The 18,958-nt window shown below is 73.0% G+C and carries 14 protein-coding genes and 1 pseudogene; 9 read left to right on the forward strand and 6 right to left on the reverse strand.

Going from position 1 to position 18,958, the window contains the following annotated elements; genetic code table 11:
• Positions 1 to 143: 143 nt before the first annotated feature.
• The gene (locus tag KUF83_RS11585; protein WP_217454547.1) at positions 144 to 1,028 is read right to left on the reverse strand and encodes an RNA polymerase sigma-70 factor; all 885 of its coding nucleotides are present in this window, start codon (positions 1,026 to 1,028) and stop codon (positions 144 to 146) included.
• A gap of 192 nt (positions 1,029 to 1,220) precedes the next feature.
• Here KUF83_RS11585 and KUF83_RS11590 point away from each other — a divergent pair, with 192 nt between their 5' ends.
• Positions 1,221 to 2,051, forward strand: coding sequence for an alpha/beta fold hydrolase (locus KUF83_RS11590; protein WP_217454548.1), 831 nt, complete (start codon positions 1,221 to 1,223; stop codon positions 2,049 to 2,051).
• Positions 2,052 to 2,096: 45 nt separating this feature from the next.
• Here KUF83_RS11590 and KUF83_RS11595 read toward each other — a convergent pair.
• A pseudogene (locus KUF83_RS11595) lies at positions 2,097 to 2,990 on the reverse strand (DMT family transporter); the annotation flags it as partial.
• Here KUF83_RS11595 and KUF83_RS11600 point away from each other — a divergent pair.
• The 5 genes from KUF83_RS11600 (at position 2,981) to KUF83_RS11620 (ending at position 12,179) form a co-directional block, all read left to right on the forward strand.
• Positions 2,981 to 4,423, forward strand: a complete 1,443-nt coding sequence (locus tag KUF83_RS11600) for a PLP-dependent aminotransferase family protein (RefSeq protein ID WP_217454549.1) — start codon at positions 2,981 to 2,983, stop codon at positions 4,421 to 4,423. The pseudogene KUF83_RS11595 and the gene KUF83_RS11600 overlap by 10 nt on opposite strands.
• A 220-nt stretch (positions 4,424 to 4,643) precedes the next feature.
• Positions 4,644 to 6,227, forward strand: a complete 1,584-nt coding sequence (locus KUF83_RS11605) for an alkaline phosphatase (protein ID WP_217454550.1) — start codon at positions 4,644 to 4,646, stop codon at positions 6,225 to 6,227.
• Between the two features lie 187 nt (positions 6,228 to 6,414).
• The gene (locus tag KUF83_RS11610) at positions 6,415 to 7,818 is read left to right on the forward strand and encodes an SWIM zinc finger family protein (protein ID WP_217454551.1); all 1,404 of its coding nucleotides are present in this window, start codon (positions 6,415 to 6,417) and stop codon (positions 7,816 to 7,818) included.
• Positions 7,815 to 10,508, forward strand: a complete 2,694-nt coding sequence (locus KUF83_RS11615; protein WP_217454552.1) for a DUF6493 family protein — start codon at positions 7,815 to 7,817, stop codon at positions 10,506 to 10,508. Before KUF83_RS11610 ends, KUF83_RS11615 begins: the two co-directional genes overlap by 4 nt.
• Before the next feature lie 204 nt (positions 10,509 to 10,712).
• The gene (locus KUF83_RS11620; RefSeq protein ID WP_217454553.1) at positions 10,713 to 12,179 is read left to right on the forward strand and encodes a GNAT family N-acetyltransferase; all 1,467 of its coding nucleotides are present in this window, start codon (positions 10,713 to 10,715) and stop codon (positions 12,177 to 12,179) included.
• Positions 12,180 to 12,407: 228 nt separating this feature from the next.
• Here KUF83_RS11620 and KUF83_RS11625 read toward each other — a convergent pair whose 3' ends face one another.
• Positions 12,408 to 13,652 (reverse strand): PLP-dependent aspartate aminotransferase family protein, encoded by a 1,245-nt coding sequence (locus KUF83_RS11625; RefSeq protein ID WP_254643700.1) that lies wholly within the window; start codon positions 13,650 to 13,652, stop codon positions 12,408 to 12,410.
• A gap of 60 nt (positions 13,653 to 13,712) precedes the next feature.
• Here KUF83_RS11625 and KUF83_RS11630 point away from each other — a divergent pair, with 60 nt between their 5' ends.
• Positions 13,713 to 14,219 (forward strand): Lrp/AsnC family transcriptional regulator, encoded by a 507-nt coding sequence (locus KUF83_RS11630; RefSeq protein ID WP_217454554.1) that lies wholly within the window; start codon positions 13,713 to 13,715, stop codon positions 14,217 to 14,219.
• A 62-nt stretch (positions 14,220 to 14,281) separates the two neighbouring features.
• Positions 14,282 to 15,973 (forward strand): DUF885 domain-containing protein, encoded by a 1,692-nt coding sequence (locus KUF83_RS11635; protein WP_217454555.1) that lies wholly within the window; start codon positions 14,282 to 14,284, stop codon positions 15,971 to 15,973.
• A gap of 65 nt (positions 15,974 to 16,038) precedes the next feature.
• On the opposite strand, the gene KUF83_RS11640 is transcribed toward KUF83_RS11635, so the two are convergent.
• Together KUF83_RS11640 and KUF83_RS11645 are read right to left on the reverse strand one after the other, a co-directional pair.
• Complete coding sequence (locus KUF83_RS11640; protein WP_217454556.1) at positions 16,039 to 16,554, reverse strand: immunity 21 family protein; 516 nt, start codon at positions 16,552 to 16,554, stop codon at positions 16,039 to 16,041.
• Positions 16,555 to 16,742: 188 nt separating this feature from the next.
• On the reverse strand, positions 16,743 to 17,279 hold the full coding sequence (locus KUF83_RS11645) for a rhodanese-like domain-containing protein (protein ID WP_217454557.1): 537 nt from the start codon (positions 17,277 to 17,279) through the stop codon (positions 16,743 to 16,745).
• Positions 17,280 to 17,458: 179 nt separating this feature from the next.
• Here KUF83_RS11645 and KUF83_RS11650 point away from each other — a divergent pair, with 179 nt between their 5' ends.
• Positions 17,459 to 17,905: an Lrp/AsnC family transcriptional regulator gene (locus tag KUF83_RS11650; RefSeq protein WP_217454558.1), complete on the forward strand. Its 447-nt coding sequence runs from the start codon at positions 17,459 to 17,461 to the stop codon at positions 17,903 to 17,905.
• Positions 17,906 to 18,305: 400 nt separating this feature from the next.
• Here the strand turns inward: KUF83_RS11650 and KUF83_RS11655 are convergent.
• Positions 18,306 to 18,958 (reverse strand): SbcC/MukB-like Walker B domain-containing protein (locus KUF83_RS11655; RefSeq protein ID WP_302828512.1); only part of this gene is annotated, 653 nt, incomplete at its 5' end.

Raw genomic sequence — 18,958 nt, forward strand, 5'->3', positions numbered from 1 at the left:
CAAGACCAATCCTCGTACTGTTACCGCTCACACAGACGGGCTGCCACAGAGCGTTCATGCGACGTTCGCGATACGTCGAACGGGTGACACGACGGAGAGACCCCAGCCTCCGGGGGCGGGGGTCCCGGCCGGGCCGGGCCTCGTCAGTCGACGGCGAGGAGCAGCAGTTTCTCCGGGTTGCGGACGATGTAGACGCACTGGATCCGGCCGTCGGCGACGTCCAGTTGGAGGACGCTGTCGGGCTTGCCTCCGGACATCACCAGCAGCGCCGGACCGGCGTTGGCCTCGATGAGCCGGACGGACACGTCCACGACGCCCTTGCGTGCGATGCCGGCGACGAAACGGCCCACCTTGTCGGCCGACTCGATGGCGCGCACCGGCCCCTTCGACAGGCCTCCGCTGTCGCCCACCAGGCGCACGTCCGGAGCCAGCAGGGACATGAGTCCGTCCAGATCACCCTCGAACGCCGCGGCGAGGAACCGCTCGGTGAGGTCACGCCGTTCGGCGGGGTCGACCTCGTAGCGCGGGCGTCTCTCCTCGACGTGACGGCGGGCCCGCCCCGCGAGCTGCCGTACGGCGGACTCGCTGCGGTCGAGGGTGACGGCGATGTCCGCGTACGGATAGCCGAAGGCCTCCCGGAGCACGAACACCGCGCGCTCCAGCGGTGAGAGGGACTCCAGGACCACGAGGACGGCCAGCGAGATGGTGTCGGCGAGGACGGCGCGCTCGGCCGTGTCGGCGACGGTGTCCCCGAAGTCGGTGAGGTACGGCTCGGGGAGCCACGGTCCCACGTAGGCCTCGTTGCGGGACTGGACCTGCCGCAGCCGGTCGATGGCGAGCCGGGTGACGACGCGCACCAGGTAGCCGCGTGGTTCGCGCACGCCCGAGCGGTCGGCGCCGGACCAGCGCAGCCACGCGTCCTGCACCACGTCCTCGGCGTCGGCCACCCGGCCGAGCATGCGGTAGGCGACGCCCATCAGAACGGGCCGGTGCTCCTGGAAGACCTCGGTCACGGTGTCGGTAGCCACGAAGCCATCCCATCCCGGCGCGTCGGCTCGTGTCCAGCGACATCAGGAGCCGCCGGGGACCGGCCGGGAGGGGCATGGGGCGCCTTGTGCGACGTACGGACAGAAGGTTGGCGACAGCAGGGGGCTACCCGCCGGTAGCAATTGCTGACAAGCTGTCTAGGAGTCGCCCCGGTTCCAGTCGAGGAGCAGTCCATGGCCGCCACGGTCTCCTTCAGCGTCCCCTCTCCGCACGGCCCGCGGACCGTGACCCTCGCGTACACGCGCGTGGGCAGCGGCCAGCCGCTCCTGCTGCTGCACGGCATAGGCCACCACCGGCAGGCGTGGGACCCGGTCGTCGACCTCCTGGCGGCCGAGCGGGACGTGATCGCGGTGGACCTGCCCGGCTTCGGTGAGTCCCCCGCGCTGCCCGACGGCCTCGCCCACGACCTGACGACGATGAACACGGCGCTCGCCGCGCTGTGCGAGACGCTGGACATCGACCGGCCGCATGTGGCGGGGAACTCCCTGGGCGGCCTGCTGGCCCTCGAACTGGGCCGCGAGAAGCTCGTACGGTCCGTCACGGCGCTCTCTCCCGCCGGTTTCTGGTCGCCCGTCGAGCGGCGGTACGCGTTCGGACTGCTGCAGGCGATGCGGCAGGCGGCCCGGAGCATGCCACTGCCGATGGTCGAGCGGCTGTCGCGGTCGGCGGCCGGTCGCGCGGTCCTGACCAGCAGCATCTACGCGCGCCCGGCCCGCCGTTCACCCGAGGCGGTGATCGCCGAGACCCTCGCGCTGGCCAACGCCCAGGGATTCGTGGAAACCCTCAGGGCGGGCGGTTCGGTGCAGTTCACGGACGACGTCCCCGGGCTCCCCGTCACCGTCGCATGGGGGATGCGGGACCGGATCCTGGTGCGCCGCCAGGGGGTCCGCGCCAAGCAGATCATCCCCGGGGCCCGGCTGGTGCGGCTGCCCGGCTGCGGTCACGTCCCGATGAACGACGACCCCGCGCTGGTCGCCCGGGTCATCCTGGACGGCAGCCGCTGAGCCCCGCGCTCGGCGGCTCGACGCACCGGACCCGAGGGCGACTCCGGCGCCCACCAGGGCACTGCCCACGGCCTGTGCCGCCCCGTAGGACCCCGTTCCGACGAGCGGGGCCGTGCAGGCGGCGGCCACCGGGATGAGGCCGGAGAAGAGCGTCGCGCGCTCCGCGCCGATGCGCTGCATGCCCATGTACCAGCAGACGAAGCCGACGACCGTGACGATCGCCGCCTGCCACAGCAGGGCGACGGCCTCGGTGGAGTCCGGGGTCCGCAGCCAGGCACGGCCGTCGACGATCACCCCGGCCACCGCCGACTCGACCGCCGCGATCCCGCACACGGTCGCGGAGAGCAGCCTCGGCCCGAGCGGCCGCAGGACGGGCACCGCGAGCACCGCGAAGCCGACCTCTCCGACGAGCGCGCACACGGAGAAGGCGATTCCGGCGCCGTCGGTACGGCCCCAGCCCTGGACCGTGACGGCGCCGCCTGCCACGAGCAACGCTCCGTACAGGACGAGCCGTTGGGGCCGGCGGCCCTCCTGAAGGGGGACCAGCACGGCGACGACAACCGGGGCACAGCCTACGAAGACACCCGGTATCGCGGGTTCCGCGGTCCGTTCGGCGGCGATCACGGCGAGGTTGAAACCGACCATGCCGACGGCCGCGAGCAGCGCGAGGCGTGTCCAGTGACGCGGGGTCAGTGCGCGCAGGGGCGCCGCCCCGCCCCGCCCCACCAGGGGGAGGAGCAGCAGGCACGCGAGGCCGTAACGCAGGAACTGGCCGCCCGCGTACGGATAGTGGCCGAGGACGCTGTTGGCGGTGAAGGAGCCTCCGACGAGGACACAGGCGAGGGCCGCGAGCAGGGACCCGCGCGTGGTGGTGGCGTTCATGGGTGTGACGCTATGAAGGACCGCGGTCCGGTTTAAGGTCCACTTCCATGACGTCATCGGGGACCAATCCGGAGGGGTCCGCCGCGGCGGACCGGGCCGGCGCCTGGGACATGCTCCTGCCGGCCGCTTCGGCACCGGCACGCGCGCGTGGCCGTGCCCTGCAGACGGCGCTGCGGGAGGCGGTCCGGGCGGGGCGGCTCGCGCCGGGCACCCGGCTGCCGTCCAGCCGTGAACTCGCCGCCGATCTCGGGGTGTCACGGGGCCTGGTCACGGAGGCGTACGAGCAGCTGACCGCGGAGGGGTACCTCCGCAGTGACCGGGGTGCGGGGACCTGGGTCGGCGGTGCCGCGCGGGCGGCCGACCCTCTCGTGCGGGACCTCGCGCCCCGCTCCCCCGGCGCGCGGGCGGACTTCCTGCCCGGGACGCCCGACCTGTCGCTGTTCCCGCGCGCGGCGTGGTCGGCCGCGCAGCGCGGGGTGCTCGCCGAACTGCCGCACCACGCCCTGGGCTACCCGGATCCGCGCGGGCTGCCCCGGCTGCGCCGCGCGCTCGCGGAGCTGCTCACCCGGCGCAGGGGGGTGGTCGCGGATCCGGAGCGGGTGATGGTCGTCTCCGGTGTGGCCCAGGCGACCACACTGCTGGGATTCGTGCTCCACGCGCGCGGGGTGCGTGCCGTCGGCGTGGAGGACCCCGGAAGCCCCGATCACGGGGCCCTGTACGCGTCGGCGGGTCTCGGCGTCGTACCGCTGCCGCTGGACGGCGAGGGTCTGGACGGCGGGGCGCTGTGGGCGTCGGGGGTGCGGGCCGTGGTGACGACTCCCTCGCACCAGTTCCCGTCGGGGATCGCGTACTCCGCGCGCCGCCGCGCGGAACTCCTCGACTGGGCACGGTCCGTGGACGGGCTCGTCGTCGAGGACGACTACGACGGCGACTTCCGCTACGACCGGGCGCCGGTGGGCGCCCTGCAGGGCCTCGATCCGGAGCACGTCGCGTACACGGGTTCCGTCAGCAAGTCGCTGGCCCCCGGGCTGCGGCTCGGCTGGCTGCTGGTACCGGCGTCGCTCGCCGAGGAGGTCGTCGAACGCAAACGCACGATGGACCTCGGCAATCCCGTCGTCGACCAGGCGCTTCTCGCCCGCTTCGTGGAACGCGGCGACTACGACCGGCAGCTCCGCCGCTGCGGGCGCGCGTACCGGGAGCGCCGCGACACGCTGGTCACGGCCCTGGCCGAACACCTTCCCGGGACGGAGGTCTCCGGCATCGCGGCCGGTCTGCACGTCATCGCGACGCTGCCCGACCGGTACGGGCCGCCCCGGCGCTTCCTGGCCTCCGCCGCCGGGGCCGGCGTCGCCGTCCGCCCGCTCTCGGACTACACACGGACTCCGTCCGAGGACGACGTGGTGCGACTCGTCCTCGGGTACGCGCATGTGTCCCCGGCACGCATCCGCGAGGGAATCCGCCTTCTGGCCACGGCGACGCGCCCCGGGTAGCCGGGCGACGGCGCCCGCGCGCCGCCCCAAGCCCAGTGACTTGAGGGGGCCGCGCCGAGGGCTCACACCGTCCCGCGCATGTCCGCCGAGTCCGGCCGGATCCGCACGTCGGGTGGAGCGGAGCGCGTTGTTCACTTGCGGTTTCCGCGTGCGCTGCGGCACACCAGTAGTTGTATCCATAGCCATGCACATCGGCCGAACCCGCCCCAGGAGGCGCCCCATGCCACTCAGCCCGCCGAGCCCGCTCCCCGGCCGCCGCAGCGTCCTGCGCGGCACGCTCGCCGCGTCGGCGGCACTCGCCCTGCCCTCCGCAGTCGCCGCCGCGGCTCCGGCGTTCGCCCTGTCGGGGCGGCCCAGGGCGCAGTGGGGTGTGCAGGCCGGAGACGTGACCACGCACTCCGGTCTGGTGTGGGTGCGTTCCGACCGGCCCGCACGCATGATCGTGGAGACCTCCGCGACCGAGTCGTTCCGCAGGCCGCGCAGATGGCACGGCCCGCTCCTGGGTGCCGACACGGACTTCACGGGTACGGTCCCGCTCCGCGGTCTGCCGTCCGGGGAGCAGATCCACTACCGGGTGACACTGGCCGACCCCGACGACTACCGCCGCACCGGCGAACCCGTCCTGGGCACCTTCCGGACAGCGCCCTCGAAGCGGCGCCAGGACGTCCGGTTCCTGTGGTCCGGCGACATCGTGGGCCAGGGCTGGGGCATCAACCCGGACATCGGCGGCCTCTACGCGTACGAGGAGATGCGCCGCCGCAACCCCGACTTCTTCCTGTGCAGCGGCGACACGATCTACGCGGACGGCCCGCTCTCGGCGTCCGTGACGCTCCCGGACGGCCGTGTCTGGCGGAACGTCACCACCGAGGAGAAGTCCAAGGTCGCGGAGACCCTCGCCGAGTACCGCGGCAACTTCCGGTACTCACTGCTCGACGAGAACGTGCGCCGGTTCAACGCGCAGGTCCCGACGATCACCCAGTGGGACGACCACGAGGTCGTCAACAACTGGTACCCGGGCGAGATCCTCACCGACGCCCGCTACACGGTCAAGGACGTCGACACGCTGGCGTCGCGGGCCCGCAAGGCGTTCAGCGAGTACTTCCCGATCTCCACGCTGCCCGCCACCGGCGAGGAGGGCCGGGTGCACCGGGTCGTGCGCCACGGCCCCCTGCTGGACATGTTCGTGCTGGACATGCGCACGTTCCGCAACGCCAACTCCCCCGGGCGGCAGACCGACGACACCACCGGCATCCTGGGCGCGGAGCAACTGGCCTGGCTGAAGCGGGAACTGGCACGGTCGCGCGCCGTGTGGAAGGTGATCGCCGCCGACATGCCGCTCGGCCTGGTCGTGCCGGACGGCGCGACGGACATCGAGGCCGTCGCACAGGGCGATCCGGGCGCTCCGCTCGGCCGCGAGCTCCAGATCGCGGAGCTGCTGCGGTTCGTCAAGCACCGCCGGATCACCGGCACGGTGTGGCTGACGGCCGACGTCCACTACACCTCGGCACAGCACTACGACCCGTCGCGTGCGGCGTTCAAGGACTTCGCGCCGTTCTGGGAGTTCGTCTCCGGCCCGCTCGCCGCGGGCGGTTTCCAGGCCAACGCGCTGGACGGCACGTTCGGTCCGGACCGGGTCTTCGTCAAGGCGCCGACGAGAGCGAACGTTTCCCCGATGGAGTCGCCCCAGTACTTCGGCGAGGTCGACATCGACGGTGACAGCGGCGAACTGACGGTTCGTCTGCGGGCCACCGGAGGGGCGGTCCTGTTCACGAAGGTCCTGCAGCCGGGGCGCGTGGGGCAGTAGTTCTCTCTCGTCACGGCTCCTCCCGTGGCGCGTGCCGAGGGGGTGCGGGGCCGCGGTTCCCGTACCCTCGAAACCCGTGCCGCGTACCGGCGTCATCCCCCGGTACGCGGCACGTCGGCGTCCTGCCCGGCGCCGCTGTCCGCGCAGGTCAGGGCTGATTGTCAGTGGTCGCCTCTACGGTTTTTCCATGACGCGATCCTTGCAGGCCGTGGCCTACACCCGACCCTCCGCGCTGGAGTCCTCACCGGGCGGAGGCCGCCTGGGACTTGAGACCTCGCGGGGTGCGACGCCCCGCGGTGTCGAGGAGCATCCCCGTTTCTTCGCGGGGTTCCTGACATCGCCTCAGGTGGCGTCGGCCGGGCTGCTCGCGGTCGCCGACGTGGCGAGGGCGCGCTACTTCCAGCGGCAGCTCGCGGCGTCCCTGGACCCGGTGGTCACGGGCAACGGCGACCGGCTGCGTTTCGAGTCCTTCTCCGGCTGCGGCGGGGTGTACGCCCGGCTGGACGTCCTGGAAGCGGGTCTCGACGGCGGCGAGGTGGGGCACGGCACGACGAACGTCGACGTCAACAACCCCTTGCGGGAGGCTCTGTCGAGGATCGGTTCCGACGATCCGCTGCACCTGCGTGTCGGCCCGGACGAGATGGCCGTGACCACCCTGGACGGGCCGGTCGTGGAGAAGAAGGTGCCGCTGCCGGACCGCTGGCTGCGGGGTTTCGCCGAGGCCCAGGTGATAGCGGCCGGTTTCGACCTGCGGGCCGAACTGCCCGCGTCGGAGGCCGTGCGGTTCTTGCGCTCGCTGCCCCGTTCCAGCGCGCGGGGCGCTTCCCGGGGCGCGCGGTGGGTGGTGCCCGCGGGGCATGTCCTGCGGCCCACGACCCGGTCGGTGCCCGGAGCGGTCTGTCTTCCGGGCCCGGAGCGGCTGATCGCCCTCCAGCGGGTGCTCCGGTACGCGTCGGCCCTGCGGGTGTACGGTCCCGCGCTCGCCGGGGGCGCCGCCACGGCCAGTGCCTGGGAGGTCGTCCTGCCCGGGATGCGGCTCACACTGACGCTGTCACCGGAGGCCTCCCGGGGCTTCTCCGGCGAGGGAGGAGTACTCGACGCGCTGGCCGCGGACGAGACGGCCGAGGACGCGGAACTGATCGCGGTCCTGCTGGCCTGGGAACCCAGGATCGACGTCGGGGACCTGTCCGCCTCCTCGGGACTGCCCGCCGAGCGGGTGCGGGCGGCCCTCGTCCGGCTGGGCACCTCGGGACGCGTGGGCTACGACACGGCGGAAGCGGCCTACTTCCATCGCGAACTCCCTTACGACGCCGGGCGCGTGGAGCGGTACAACCCCCGGTTGCGGGCCGCCCGGGATCTCGTGGGCGCGGGCGCGGTGGTCCTGGACGGCGTCCTCGCCACGGTGACCGCCGAGGACGGGCACGCGCACCGGGTGCGCGACGACGCGGGGGTGCTGAGCTGCAGCTGCCTGTGGTGGGCCAGGTACCGGGGCGGGCGCGGGCCGTGCAAGCACGCGCTGGCGGTACGCATGGTCCGCCGCGGCGCGGTGTCCGGGCAGGCGGAGGTTCTGGTCGACGGGGGTGTGCGATGAGCAGTGCGGTGAGGGATGCGGTTCCGGTGAGCGATGCGGTGCCGGTGAGTGAAGCATTGCTGGCGGCCGTACGGGCGGGGCGGACCAACGAGGCCGCGGGCCTGCTGGACGGGATGACGGATCCGCAGCGGCGGCTCTGTCTGCCCGCTCTGCAGGAGCTGCGCAAGGAGCTGCGGGTCGCGCCCTGGGACGCCGCGTCCCGCACGGCGTATCCCGCACTGCACGCGGCCGGTGCGGCCTGCCACACCGGAGCGGCCGGTGCGGCGGGCTGGATCACCGCGGCCGACATGCGCTGGTCCCAGGCGTCTCCCGCGGCACTGCTCCATGTGCTGGGCGACCGGGAGCGGGACTGGCTGGGCAACCTCGCGCGGCGGCTCGCGGACCGCCCGGCGACCGCCCAGGTCCCCTACGAGCTGATGGCGGGGCTGGTGCGGCTGTCAGGTTGCGCGGTGCCGACGACGGAGACCTACGTCGTCGGCTGGGTCGAGCAGATCGGCAGCCTGTGGCAGCGCGGCGACACCGTTGCGCAGAGGCTTCGCCAGGATCCGTACACGGCGGACCTCGTCCCCGCGCTCTTCGGGATCCCCGACATCGGCGGCCACCTGGACTGGCTCTTCGGCGACGGTCCGGACAGTTGGTGCGCCGCCCTCGCGCGGGTCACCGAGGAGGGTGTCCTCGATCGGAAGGCCCTGGTGGACGACTGCGTGGCCCGGCTGCTGCGGGGCGGCGCGGCGTCCGACTGCCGCGTCTTCCTGCGGCTGTTGGCGGCACTCGGGCTCAGCCGGGACGAGGAGCGGGAGCGGGTCGCCGACTGGCTGGCGCTCACCTCCCACGCGGCCTCCACCGTGGCGGCCCACGCCCAGTCGGTGCTGGGCTCGCTGGCGTCGGCCGGCGGGATCACGTCCCGTCAGCTCGCCGAGATGTCCGACGGCATGCTGTTCCGCACGGAGAAGAAGCTGGTGCGCGCCCAGCTCGTGCTTCTCGGGAAGGTGCTCCGGCGCGACCCGTCCACCGCCACCGAACTGCTGCCCTCGGTGGCGCAGGCCTTCGGGCACGAGGACACTGACCTGCAGGAGCGTGCGTGGAAGCTGGTGGAGCGGCACATCGGTGTGGTGGACGAGCGGGCGCGTGAGGAAGTGGCCGACGCGGCCGCCCGGTTGAGCGCCGGACTGCGAGCACGTGCCGGCGCGGTCCTGGGAATGGACGCGGCAGCGCTCGCGCCGCCGCCGTATCTGGAGCTGCTGCCTCCCGCGCCGGTGCCGGACCGGCTCGCGTCCGCGCCGGACTCGGCAACCGAACTGGCAGAGGAGGTCGGCGCCCTGCTGGCGTCCGGCGACGGGGACGTGGCCGCGTTCGAGCGCGCCCTGGACGGCCTGGTGCGGCACGCCCACCGGCACCAGGCGGAGTTGACCGAAGCCCTGACACCGGTGGTCGCGCGGCTCTGGTGGGCCGGCGCCGAGCTTCAGCACCACTCGGCGGACGAGTACTTCCGGGATGCGCCGCACGGCCTGGAGGTCGTGCTCGCGGCCCTGCTGGGACGGGTACGGACGGCCACGCTGCACAAGGCCGATCAGCACGGACCGATGTCGGACCCCTGCGTGCACAGCGCGATGAGCGCCGCCTTCAACGCGCGTCTGTGGGAGGCGGCCTACCGGGTGCGCACCGACCCGATGCCGTTTCTGCTCGCCACGCCCACCTGGGCGTCCGGATTCCTGGAGCCGGACGAGCTCGTGTCCCGCCTCGGCGAGTACCACCGGCTCGGCGCCCGGCCCGGGGCGGCCGACTTCGCGCAGGCACTGCTCCGGGTACGGCGCGACGACCGTGCGGTGGCCGCTGCCGCCGCCGAGCGGGCCGCCTCGCTCGGCACGGCGCACGGAGAGCGGCTGGCACGCTGGCTCACGGGCGACGCCCCGACGGCGCCCACGAGCAGGCGACGCACCTCGGGGGTCCGCATCCTGCTGGAACTCGGCGAGCTCGACGGGCTGCCGGCAGACCTCCCGGCGGCGTTCCGCAGGCTCGGCCGGCCCGTCGGTGTCTTCGAGGCGCGCAGATACTGCCACCACTACTGGACCCAGGACGGGCGGCAGCACTGGCTGGCCGTGGTGCCCGGGCGGCGCGAGCTGGTGGCCGCCCGCCTGATGCGCGAGGTCTCCTCGGTCTCGGTCGAGGACACCCGCAACGCCGCCATGGTCCTGCCGCTGATCGCCGAGGCGGAGGGCGAGGCGGGCGAGGCCGTGCACCTCTGCGTCGCGTACGGGCTGGGGGCACGTCACCCGGAGGACCGGCTCGGCGCGGTGGACGCCCTCCTGGTCCTCGCCGCGCGGGGGCAGTTGGACGCCGAGCGACTCGGCGGGGACCTGGGGCAGTTGGTGCGCCGCGGGGCGGTGAAGCCCCTGCGGCTCGCCGAGTCCGTGCGGACCGCGGCGACGACCGGCGCGTACGCCACCGTCTGGTCGATACTCCGGGCCGCGCTGCCCGTCCTGCTCGCGGACCTCGCGACGGACGGCGCCGCCCCGGCCACCCGCGGATACGGCGAACTGCTGGCGGTCGCCGCAGAGTGCGCCGAACTCACCGGGGCACGCGACGACGTGGCCCATCTCGCGCAGGCGGCGGAGCGGAGCGGCTCGTCCCGGCTCGTGACCCAGGCCCGCCGACTGCGTGACACCCTGGGCAGGGAAGTGGCCGCCTGAAGCGGGCACGGCCGCCGAGGCTCCGGCCTCGGCGCGCAAGTGCTGTACGTGTTCGGCCAGTTCGACCCGTTGAGTCCGTTCAGGGGGCGTTCGATTCCCGCCCCGAGATTCGTAAAAAATGCAACAAAAAAGACAGAAGTACACTTAACCGATCAGTCACAAAGCGTTCGTGATCACGCAACACCGATGCTCCACAGTGAACGCATGACTCCAGACATGTCTCACGTGACGCGCACGAAGAACGGCCGGCCGGTCCACCACTGGCGTCGGCACCTCATCCGGCTGGCCGCCCTGTTCACGGCCGCGGCAGTCGCCGACACCGTGGCGCACCTGACCGGGCACGGCCCCTACGGCCCCGCCCTGCTCACGATTCCGGCGATCGCCCTGATCGCCACGGCGGGGTTCCACACATGGTGGGCACGCCGCCACGGTCACGCCCCGCCGACGGGCGATACCGGCGCCCTGCCGCCCGCATCCGTGCGGCAGGCCGGGGCGGCCGAGGGGGATGCCACCTCGCCGGAGGCCGGCTCCGGCGAAGCCGTGCTGTGGCGGATGCGTACGACCGTGCGCGACGAGCCCGGGTCGCTGGCCGCGCTGTGCGTGGCGCTGGCCGCTCTGCGGGTCGACATCCTGAGCCTGCAGACGCATCCGCTGGCCGAGGGCACCGTGGACGAGTTCCTGCTGCGTGCTCCCGCGCCGGTGGCGGCGTCCGACGTCACCGACACGGTGGCGCTGGCCGGCGGTCGCGGCACGTGGATCGAGCGGGCCGACGCGCACGACCTGGTGGACGCGCCCACCCGTGTCCTGGGCCTCGCGACGCGTACGGCGCTGGACGCGGCGGAACTGCCCTTGGCGCTGCGCCAGTTGCTCGGGCGGTGCACGATCCGTTCGCTGCCCGCCACGTCGGTGCGCGGCGACCGTTCGCACGAGGGGGCTCCCGTCGAGGGGGCACTGGAGGACACCGTGATGCGGTTGCGTGCGCCGGAGGGCGGAGTGATCACCGTGGAGCGGCCCTATCTGCCGTTCACGCCCACCGAGTTCGCGCGGGCCCGGGCGCTGGTCGAGCTGGACGCCCGGCTCGGTCCGCGGGTGCCGCACAGCCGGGACGTCCTGACACTGCCCCAGGGCAACGACATCACCGTGCGCCGCGCCGACGCCGGTGACATCGACGCCGCGAAGGCCATGCACGAGCGGTGCTCACAGCGGACGCTGAGCATGCGCTATCACGGGCCCGTCAACGACGCGGACAAGTACCTCAAGCACCTCCTCAGCCCTCACTTCGGGCGCACGCTCGCCGTGCAGACCGCGTCGGGGCGCGTCGTCGGGCTCGGCCATCTGCTCTGGGACGGCGACGAAACGGAGATCGCTCTGCTGGTGGAGGACGACTGGCAGCGGCGCGGTATCGGCGGCGAGCTGCTCGGCCGGCTGGTGGCGATGGCCGTCGAGGCCGGCTGCGAGAGCGTGTACGCCGTCACGCAGTCGTCCAACACCGGCATGGTCGCCGCGATGCGCGCCCTCGACCTCCCCCTCGACTACCAGATCGAGGAGGGCACTCTCGTCATCACGGCCCGCCTGAGCGCGACGCCCCTCGACCCGCACCCGGCGTACGCGGAGGCTCCCGGGGACGAGCGCGAGCAGACACCCGAGCACGAGCACTCGGTGCGCGACTGACAAGGGCGACCCGAGCGACGGAGCCGGACGGGGTCGGCCGGCCGGCATCCGTTCCGCGCGGTGGCGGGTCCAGCGAGCACGCCGGGCCCGCCACCGTCCGCGTTCCGGTGACTCGGTCGCACCGCACGTCCCGATGCTCCGGGACGACACCACTCTCGGCACACCGCACACCGCACACGCAACGCCGCACGCCGCACGCCGCACACCGCCCCGGCCTACCACCCCGGACTACCGCTCCGCCGCCATCTCCCGCACGGCGCCGTCGCCCCGCGCCGACCCCAGTGCCTCGTCGAGATCCCGCCAGAGATCCTCCACGTCCTCCAGGCCGACCGACAGCCGCAGGAGACGGTCGCTCACTCCGCTGCCGCGCCGGTCCTCCGCGTCCACGATGCGATGGCTGATCGAGGCGGGGTGCTGGATCAACGTGTCGACACTGCCGAGGCTCACCGCCGGAGTGACGAGACGGACCCCGGCGATCACCTCGTGCGGATCACCATGGATCTCGAAGGCGATCATGGCGCCGCCGAGCCGCGGATAGTGGACCCGGGCGACACGCGGGTCGGCGCGAAGGCGCCGAACCAGTTCGGCGGCGTTCGCCGAGGCGGCGCGCACCCGGACGGGAAGCGTCGACAGACCGCGCAGCAGCAGGTAGCCGGCGAGCGGATGCAGCACGCCCCCCGTGGCGAACCGGACCTGCCGCAGCCTCCCTGCGAACTCCTCGTCGCAGGCCACGACCCCGGCCATCACGTCACCGTGCCCGCCCAGGTACTTGGTGGCACTGTGGAGCACGAGCCGTGCCCCCAGTTCGGCCGGCCGCTGCAGCACCGGTGTGGCGAAGGTGTTGTCGGCGAGCAGCGGAACACTCCCGCAGGAGTGGGCGATCGCCCGCAGATCGAGTTCGGCGAGCGTCGGGTTGGCCGGTGACTCGACCAGGACCAGACCGGTGTCCGCCCGCAGGGCGTCCGTGATCCCCGCGGGATCGACCCACGTCACCTCGGAGCCGAGCAGCCCGGCCGTCAACAGGTGATCGCTGCATCCGTACAGGGGCCGTACGGCGACGACATGGCGCAGGCCCATGGCGTTCCGTACGAGCAGCACCGCGCTCAGCGCGGCCATGCCGCTCGCGAAGGCGACAGCGCTCTGTGTGCCCTCCAGTCGCGCGAGAGCCGTCTCGAACCGGGCGACGGTCGGGTTGCCGAGCCGACCGTAGACCGGCGGCCCGTCCGGCTCGGCGCCGTCGGTGGCGAAGGCGTCGATGCGGGCCGCCTCGCCCCGGCTGTCGTACGACGGGTAGGTGGTGGACAGGTCGATCGGCGGGGCGTGCAAACCCTGCCGGGCGAGATCGTCCCGCCCCGCGTGCACGGCCTCGGTGGCCAGCGCCCGCACGCGGGTGCCCACCGCCCCGGCCGCCCGGCCGCCGTTCTCCGCTGCGTCGTCACACGTGTCTCGCACGTCAGTGCTGCCGAAGTCCATGAGGTGCAGCCTGAACACCGAGCGGGCTATCGAGGAACATCTCCGTGCTACGTTCGGCGCATGACCGAATCCGTCGTACTGGACCCGGTGGATCTTCATCTTCTGCGTCTGTTGCAGAACGACGCCCGGACCACGTACCGGGATCTGGCCGCACAGATCGGTGTCGCGCCCTCGACCTGTCTGGACCGGGTCACCCGGCTGCGCCGCTCGGGCGTGATCCTCGGCCATCAGCTGCGGCTCGATCCGGCCAAGCTGGGGCGAGGGCTGGAGGCACTGCTGTCCGTGCAGGTCAGGCCGCACCGGAGGGAGTTGGTCGGGCCGTTCGTGGAGCGGATCAGGATGCTCCCGGAGTCCCGTACCGTCTTCCACCTCACCGGGCCCGACGACTATCTCGTGCATGTCGCGGTCGCCGACATGGCGGATCTGCAGCGGCTGGTTCTGGACGGGTTCACCGCGCACCGCGAGGTGGCCCGCGTCGAAACCCGGCTGATCTTCCAGCAGTGGGACTGCGGGCCGCTGCTGCCGCCCGATCCGCCGGGGGCCACGCTCCCGGCCAAATCGGGCTGACGCGGCACAAGGCCCGGTAAACGAAGCTGACGCGGCCCCCGTCCCCGTATGAGGATGGCCGCATGTCACAGACGAAGAACCCGCTGCCCCGAGAGGTCGCCGACACCTACGTCGACGAACTCATCGCCCTCGACCCGGTCACCGGTACGTACCTCGGCGTGAAGGAGAGTTCGAGCAGGCTGCCCGACACCTCGCCCGCCGGCCAGGAGGCACTCGCGCACCTGGCGAGGGTGACGCTGGCCCGGCTCGACGAGGCGGAGCGGCAGCCCGGCGCGGACAGTGACATCGAGCGCCGCTGCGCCCGCCTGCTGCGCGAGCGCCTCACCGCCGAACTCGGCGTGCACGAGGCCGAGGAGGGCCTGCGGGCCGTCGGCAACATGCACACGGCGGCCCACTCCGTGCGTGAGGTGTTCACCGTGACGCCGGCGGACACGGACGAGGACTGGGCCGCCATCGCCGAGCGGCTGCGCGCGGTGCCGACGGCTCTCGACGGCTACCGCGAGTCCCTCTCCCTCGGCCTGGAGCGCAAGCTGTACGCGGGCCCCCGCCCCACCGCGACCTTCGTCGAACAGCTCACGGAGTGGTCGGACATGGACGGCTCGGGCCGTGGCTGGTTCGAGGACTTCGCGTCGGCGGGTCCCGGGACCCTGCGCACGGAACTCGACGAGGCCGCCCGCGCCGCGACCGCCGCCGTCGTCGCGCTGCGCGACTGGATGCGCGACGTGTACGCGCCCGCGATCGAGGGCGCACCCGACACGGTGGGCCGCGACCGGTACGCCCGCTGGTCGCGCTACTTCAACGGCACCGACCTCGACCTGGACGAGGCGTACGCGTACGGCTGGGCGGAGTACCACCGGCTGCTCGGCGAGATGAAGAAGGAGGCCGAGAAGGTCCTGCCCGGCGCCGGGACCCCGTGGGTCGCGCTCGCCCACCTGGACGAGCACGGCAGGCACATCGAGGGCGTCGACGAGGTCCGCGAGTGGCTGCAGGGCCTCATGGACCAGGCGATCGAGGAACTGGACGGCACACACTTCGAACTCGCCGATCGGGTACGGAAGGTGGAGTCGCGCATCGCCCCGCCGGGCAGCGCCGCGGCCCCGTACTACACGCCGCCGTCGGAGGACTTCTCACGCCCGGGCCGTACGTGGCTGCCGACGATGGGACTCACCCGTTTCCCGGTGTACGACCTGGTGTCGACCTGGTACCACGAGGGCGTCCCCGGCCATCACCTGCAGCTCGCCCAGTGGGCCCACGTCGCCGAGAACCTCTCCCGCTACCAGGCGACCATCGGCGGCGTCAGCGCCAACTGCGAGGGCTGGGCCCTGTACGCGGAGCGGCTCATGGACGAGCTCGGCTACCTGAAGGACGCCGAGGAGCGGCTCGGTTACCTGGACGCGCAGATGATGCGCGCGGCCCGTGTCATCGTCGACATCGGCATGCATCTGGAGCTGGAGATTCCGGCGGACTCGCCCTTCCACCCGGGGGAGCGCTGGACTCCGGAGCTGGCCGAGGAGTTCTTCGGCGCGCACAGCAGCCGTCCGGCGGACTTCGTGGAGAGCGAGCTGACCCGCTACCTCTCCATCCCCGGCCAGGCCATCGGCTACAAGCTGGGCGAGCGCGCCTGGCTGCTGGGCCGTGAGAACGCCCGCAAGCGCCATGGCGACGCCTTCGACGCGAAGGCGTGGCACATGGCGGCGCTGTCCCAGGGTTCGCTGGGTCTGGACGATCTGGTCGACGAGCTGTCCCGTCTCTGACCAGGCACGGCGGCCGGGTCCCGCACCGCGCGCGGCGGAGCGACCGGCCCGGCCGCCGGCCCCGATCAGCTTCCCAGGGGCCTCAGTTGGACGAGGCCGAGCCACGTCTCCGGGCCCGGCTCGGCGCGCGCCGCGCGCACCGCGTACCGGCCCGGCGCGAGGGCGATCCGAAGGTGCCCCGTCTTCGTGGACTCCTCCCCCGGCCATGCCGCGTCGAACAGCACGACGGCCCCGGGGACCTCCCAGTGCACCTCGCGCCCCCATGCCGCTGTGTCGAGGGCGGCCGGCACCCCGGCGAGCAGCTCGCTCTCCGATGCGCCCGCGAACCACCGTACGAACGTGCCGTGTTCGGGCAGATAGGCGGTGGCGGCGGGGTCCTCACCGAGGACGAGGGCCGTGGCGTTGCCGACGGGGAGCAGGCCGACGAAGCCCTCCACCTCGCAGGCCCTGTCGTAGTCGGAGGCCAGCTCGTCGCCGTCGGCCCCCGTCCAGAACGGCAGCACCCCTTCGGGTATCGCCATGAGCGGTCCACCGCCCGACTCCACCCACTCGACCGAACCGGTGTCCGTATAACTCGCCATGGGCCGAAGCTACACGCCCGTGCGGGCCGCAATTGACGATTCCTTTGCCCACCCGCCCAGCTGATACGCGACTGAGTCCGTACGGCCTCCGCCAGGGCACCACACGCCGTCGGTGAGAGCCGGGTTCGGCGTTGGTGAGGGCGGGGTCCGGCGTCGGTGAGGCGGGTGGCAGGTGTGCCGAGCGGCTGTCAGCAGCCGCAGTCGTCCGTGCCCGCCGGAGCCGTCAACGGGTCCGCGGCGCGCTGCTCGCGTCCCTCCCAGGTCTCGAACTCGAAGCCCTCACGCACCCAGTACTCGAACCCGCCGAGCATCTCCTTGACCTGGAAGCCCAGTTCGGCGAGGGCGAGGGCGGCCCGGGCGGCCCCGTTGCAGCCGGGGCCCCAGCAGTAGGTGACGACCGGCACGGCCCTGTCGAGGAGCTGCTCGGCCTGCTCGCGTATCAGGGCCGTGGGCAGGTGGATCGCGCCGGGCACATGCCCCTGGTCCCAGGACGCCGTGGAACGCGAGTCGAGGACGACGAACCCGGGGTCGCCGTCGGCCGCCAGCGCGGCGGCGACGTCGGACACGTCGGCGTGGAAGGCGAGACTCGCCCCGAAGTGGGCGGCGGCAGCGGCGGGCGACGCCGGCGGCACGCGAAGGACGGGGTTCCGGGCGGCGGTCTTCCCGGTCGTCGCGCCACTGGTGCTCATGCTGCTACTCACGGTGGTGGTGCTGGTCATGGCCATGGCCTGGGTTCCCTCCCCGTTCCTTTCGCCGGCCCGCCCTGGAGCGGTCCGGCGCCGTCGCCGCACCGGCTGTGCGGAACTCCATGACCAGAATCTACGGCCGGTGATCCTTCCCCTTGAAGGAGCGATCCCCGGCCTCTGCCTTGATCGGCCGGGGATTTCCCTGCTATTCCTCGACCATGACCGCGTATTCCCCGGACGCCACGGACTGGCGCATCCTCGATGTCCTCCAGCGCGACGGCCGGGCCAGCTTCGCCGAACTGGCCCGCGCCGTCTCCATGTCCGCGAGCGCGGTCACCGAGCGGGTGCGCCGACTGGAGGAGGCGGGTGTCATCCAGGGGTACGCGGCGGTGGTCGACCCGGAGAGCCTCGGCCTCGCGATCCTCGCGTTCGTGCGGCTGCGCTACCCGAACGGCAACTACAAGCCGTTCCACGATCTGGTCGCCGTCACCCCGGAGATCCTGGAGGCGCACCACGTCACGGGCGACGACTGCTTCGTGATCAAAGTGGCGGCCCGCTCGATGAGTCACCTGGAGGAGGTGTCGGGCAGGATCGGCACGCTGGGCTCGGTCACGACGAGCGTCGTGTACTCGTCACCCTTGCCCCGCCGACCGCTCGGCCGCTGAAACCGGCCCGTCGGCATCGCACGGCCGCCGGGACGCCCCCACCAGCCCCGCCCGGCCGAAGGGCATCCCCGGCTGGTACCGCGGGCCGGCTCCTGACGCGAGCGGACGTCTCCCGACCGTCCCTTGACGTCATCCGGGCATCTCGCCCGACCTGGCCGGTGAACCAGGCGACCGCCCCCACGTCGACCGGCTGCTCCGCCGGCCTCTCCGCCCTCGGCCACGCCCAGGCGTCCGTCCGACTGTCCGCCCGACCGGCGTCGCCCCGCGGCCGGTCTCCGGCCCCGCCCGGCGGGCGACGCCGCCGAGCCTTCCGGCAGCGGCAGCGGCAACGGCTGCCGCTCCCACTCCCGCTGCCGCTCCCGCTCCCGCTGCCGCGCCGAAGTCGCCGGTGCCCCGGGCGTCAGCCGCCCATCCGTTGCCGTACGACCGATCCCGAGCGTCCCTTGACGATCTCCAGCTGTGCGTGGATCCGTCGGCGCAGGTCGGCGACATGGCTGACGATGCCGACACTGCGATCCCGCTCCCGCAGCGAGTCCAGTACGTCGAGGACCTCGTCGAGCGTCTGGTCGTCGAGGCTGCCGAAGCCCTCGTCGATGAAGAGCGTGTCGAGACGGACGCCCCCCGCTTCGTCGGTGACCACGTCCGCGAGTCCCAGGGCGAGCGCGAGGGAGGCGAAGAACGTCTCGCCCCCGGAGAGCGTCGCCGTGTCGCGCTCGCGTCCGGTCCAGGCGTCGACGACGTGCAGCCCGAGCCCACTGCGGCCGCGCCCGGCCCGGTCGTCGGAGTGGACGAGGGTGTACCGCCCGGCGGACATGCGCTGCAGCCGTGCTGTGGCGGCCGCCGCGACCTGTTCCAGCCGGGCGGCGAGGACGTAGGACTCCAGACGCATCCTGCGTTCGTTGTCCGCGGAGGTCCCGGCCGCGAGTGTCGCGAGGCGGGCCACGCGGTCGTACTCCTCGCGCAGCGGTGCCAGCCGGCGGACCGACACGGCCACCCGGTGTGTCAGCCGGTCGAGTTCGCTGCAGCGGCGGGCGGCGTCGTCGCGCGACGAGG

The organism is Streptomyces sp. BV286, from assembly GCF_019090165.1.
Classification (GTDB): Bacteria; Actinomycetota; Actinomycetes; order Streptomycetales; family Streptomycetaceae; genus Streptomyces.

Coding starts and splice junctions, on each gene's coding strand:
- KUF83_RS11650 (WP_217454558.1), top strand. CDS start 17,459: ATGACCGCGTATTCCCCGGACGCCACGGACTGGCGCATCCTCGATGTC.
- KUF83_RS11610 (WP_217454551.1), top strand. CDS start 6,415: ATGACGCGATCCTTGCAGGCCGTGGCCTACACCCGACCCTCCGCGCTG.
- KUF83_RS11625 (WP_254643700.1), bottom strand. CDS start 13,652: ATGGACTTCGGCAGCACTGACGTGCGAGACACGTGTGACGACGCAGCG.
- KUF83_RS11645 (WP_217454557.1), bottom strand. CDS start 17,279: ATGGCCATGACCAGCACCACCACCGTGAGTAGCAGCATGAGCACCAGT.
- KUF83_RS11600 (WP_217454549.1), top strand. CDS start 2,981: ATGACGTCATCGGGGACCAATCCGGAGGGGTCCGCCGCGGCGGACCGG.
- KUF83_RS11590 (WP_217454548.1), top strand. CDS start 1,221: ATGGCCGCCACGGTCTCCTTCAGCGTCCCCTCTCCGCACGGCCCGCGG.
- KUF83_RS11640 (WP_217454556.1), bottom strand. CDS start 16,554: ATGGCGAGTTATACGGACACCGGTTCGGTCGAGTGGGTGGAGTCGGGC.
- KUF83_RS11615 (WP_217454552.1), top strand. CDS start 7,815: ATGAGCAGTGCGGTGAGGGATGCGGTTCCGGTGAGCGATGCGGTGCCG.
- KUF83_RS11635 (WP_217454555.1), top strand. CDS start 14,282: ATGTCACAGACGAAGAACCCGCTGCCCCGAGAGGTCGCCGACACCTAC.
- KUF83_RS11605 (WP_217454550.1), top strand. CDS start 4,644: ATGCCACTCAGCCCGCCGAGCCCGCTCCCCGGCCGCCGCAGCGTCCTG.
- KUF83_RS11630 (WP_217454554.1), top strand. CDS start 13,713: ATGACCGAATCCGTCGTACTGGACCCGGTGGATCTTCATCTTCTGCGT.
- KUF83_RS11620 (WP_217454553.1), top strand. CDS start 10,713: ATGACTCCAGACATGTCTCACGTGACGCGCACGAAGAACGGCCGGCCG.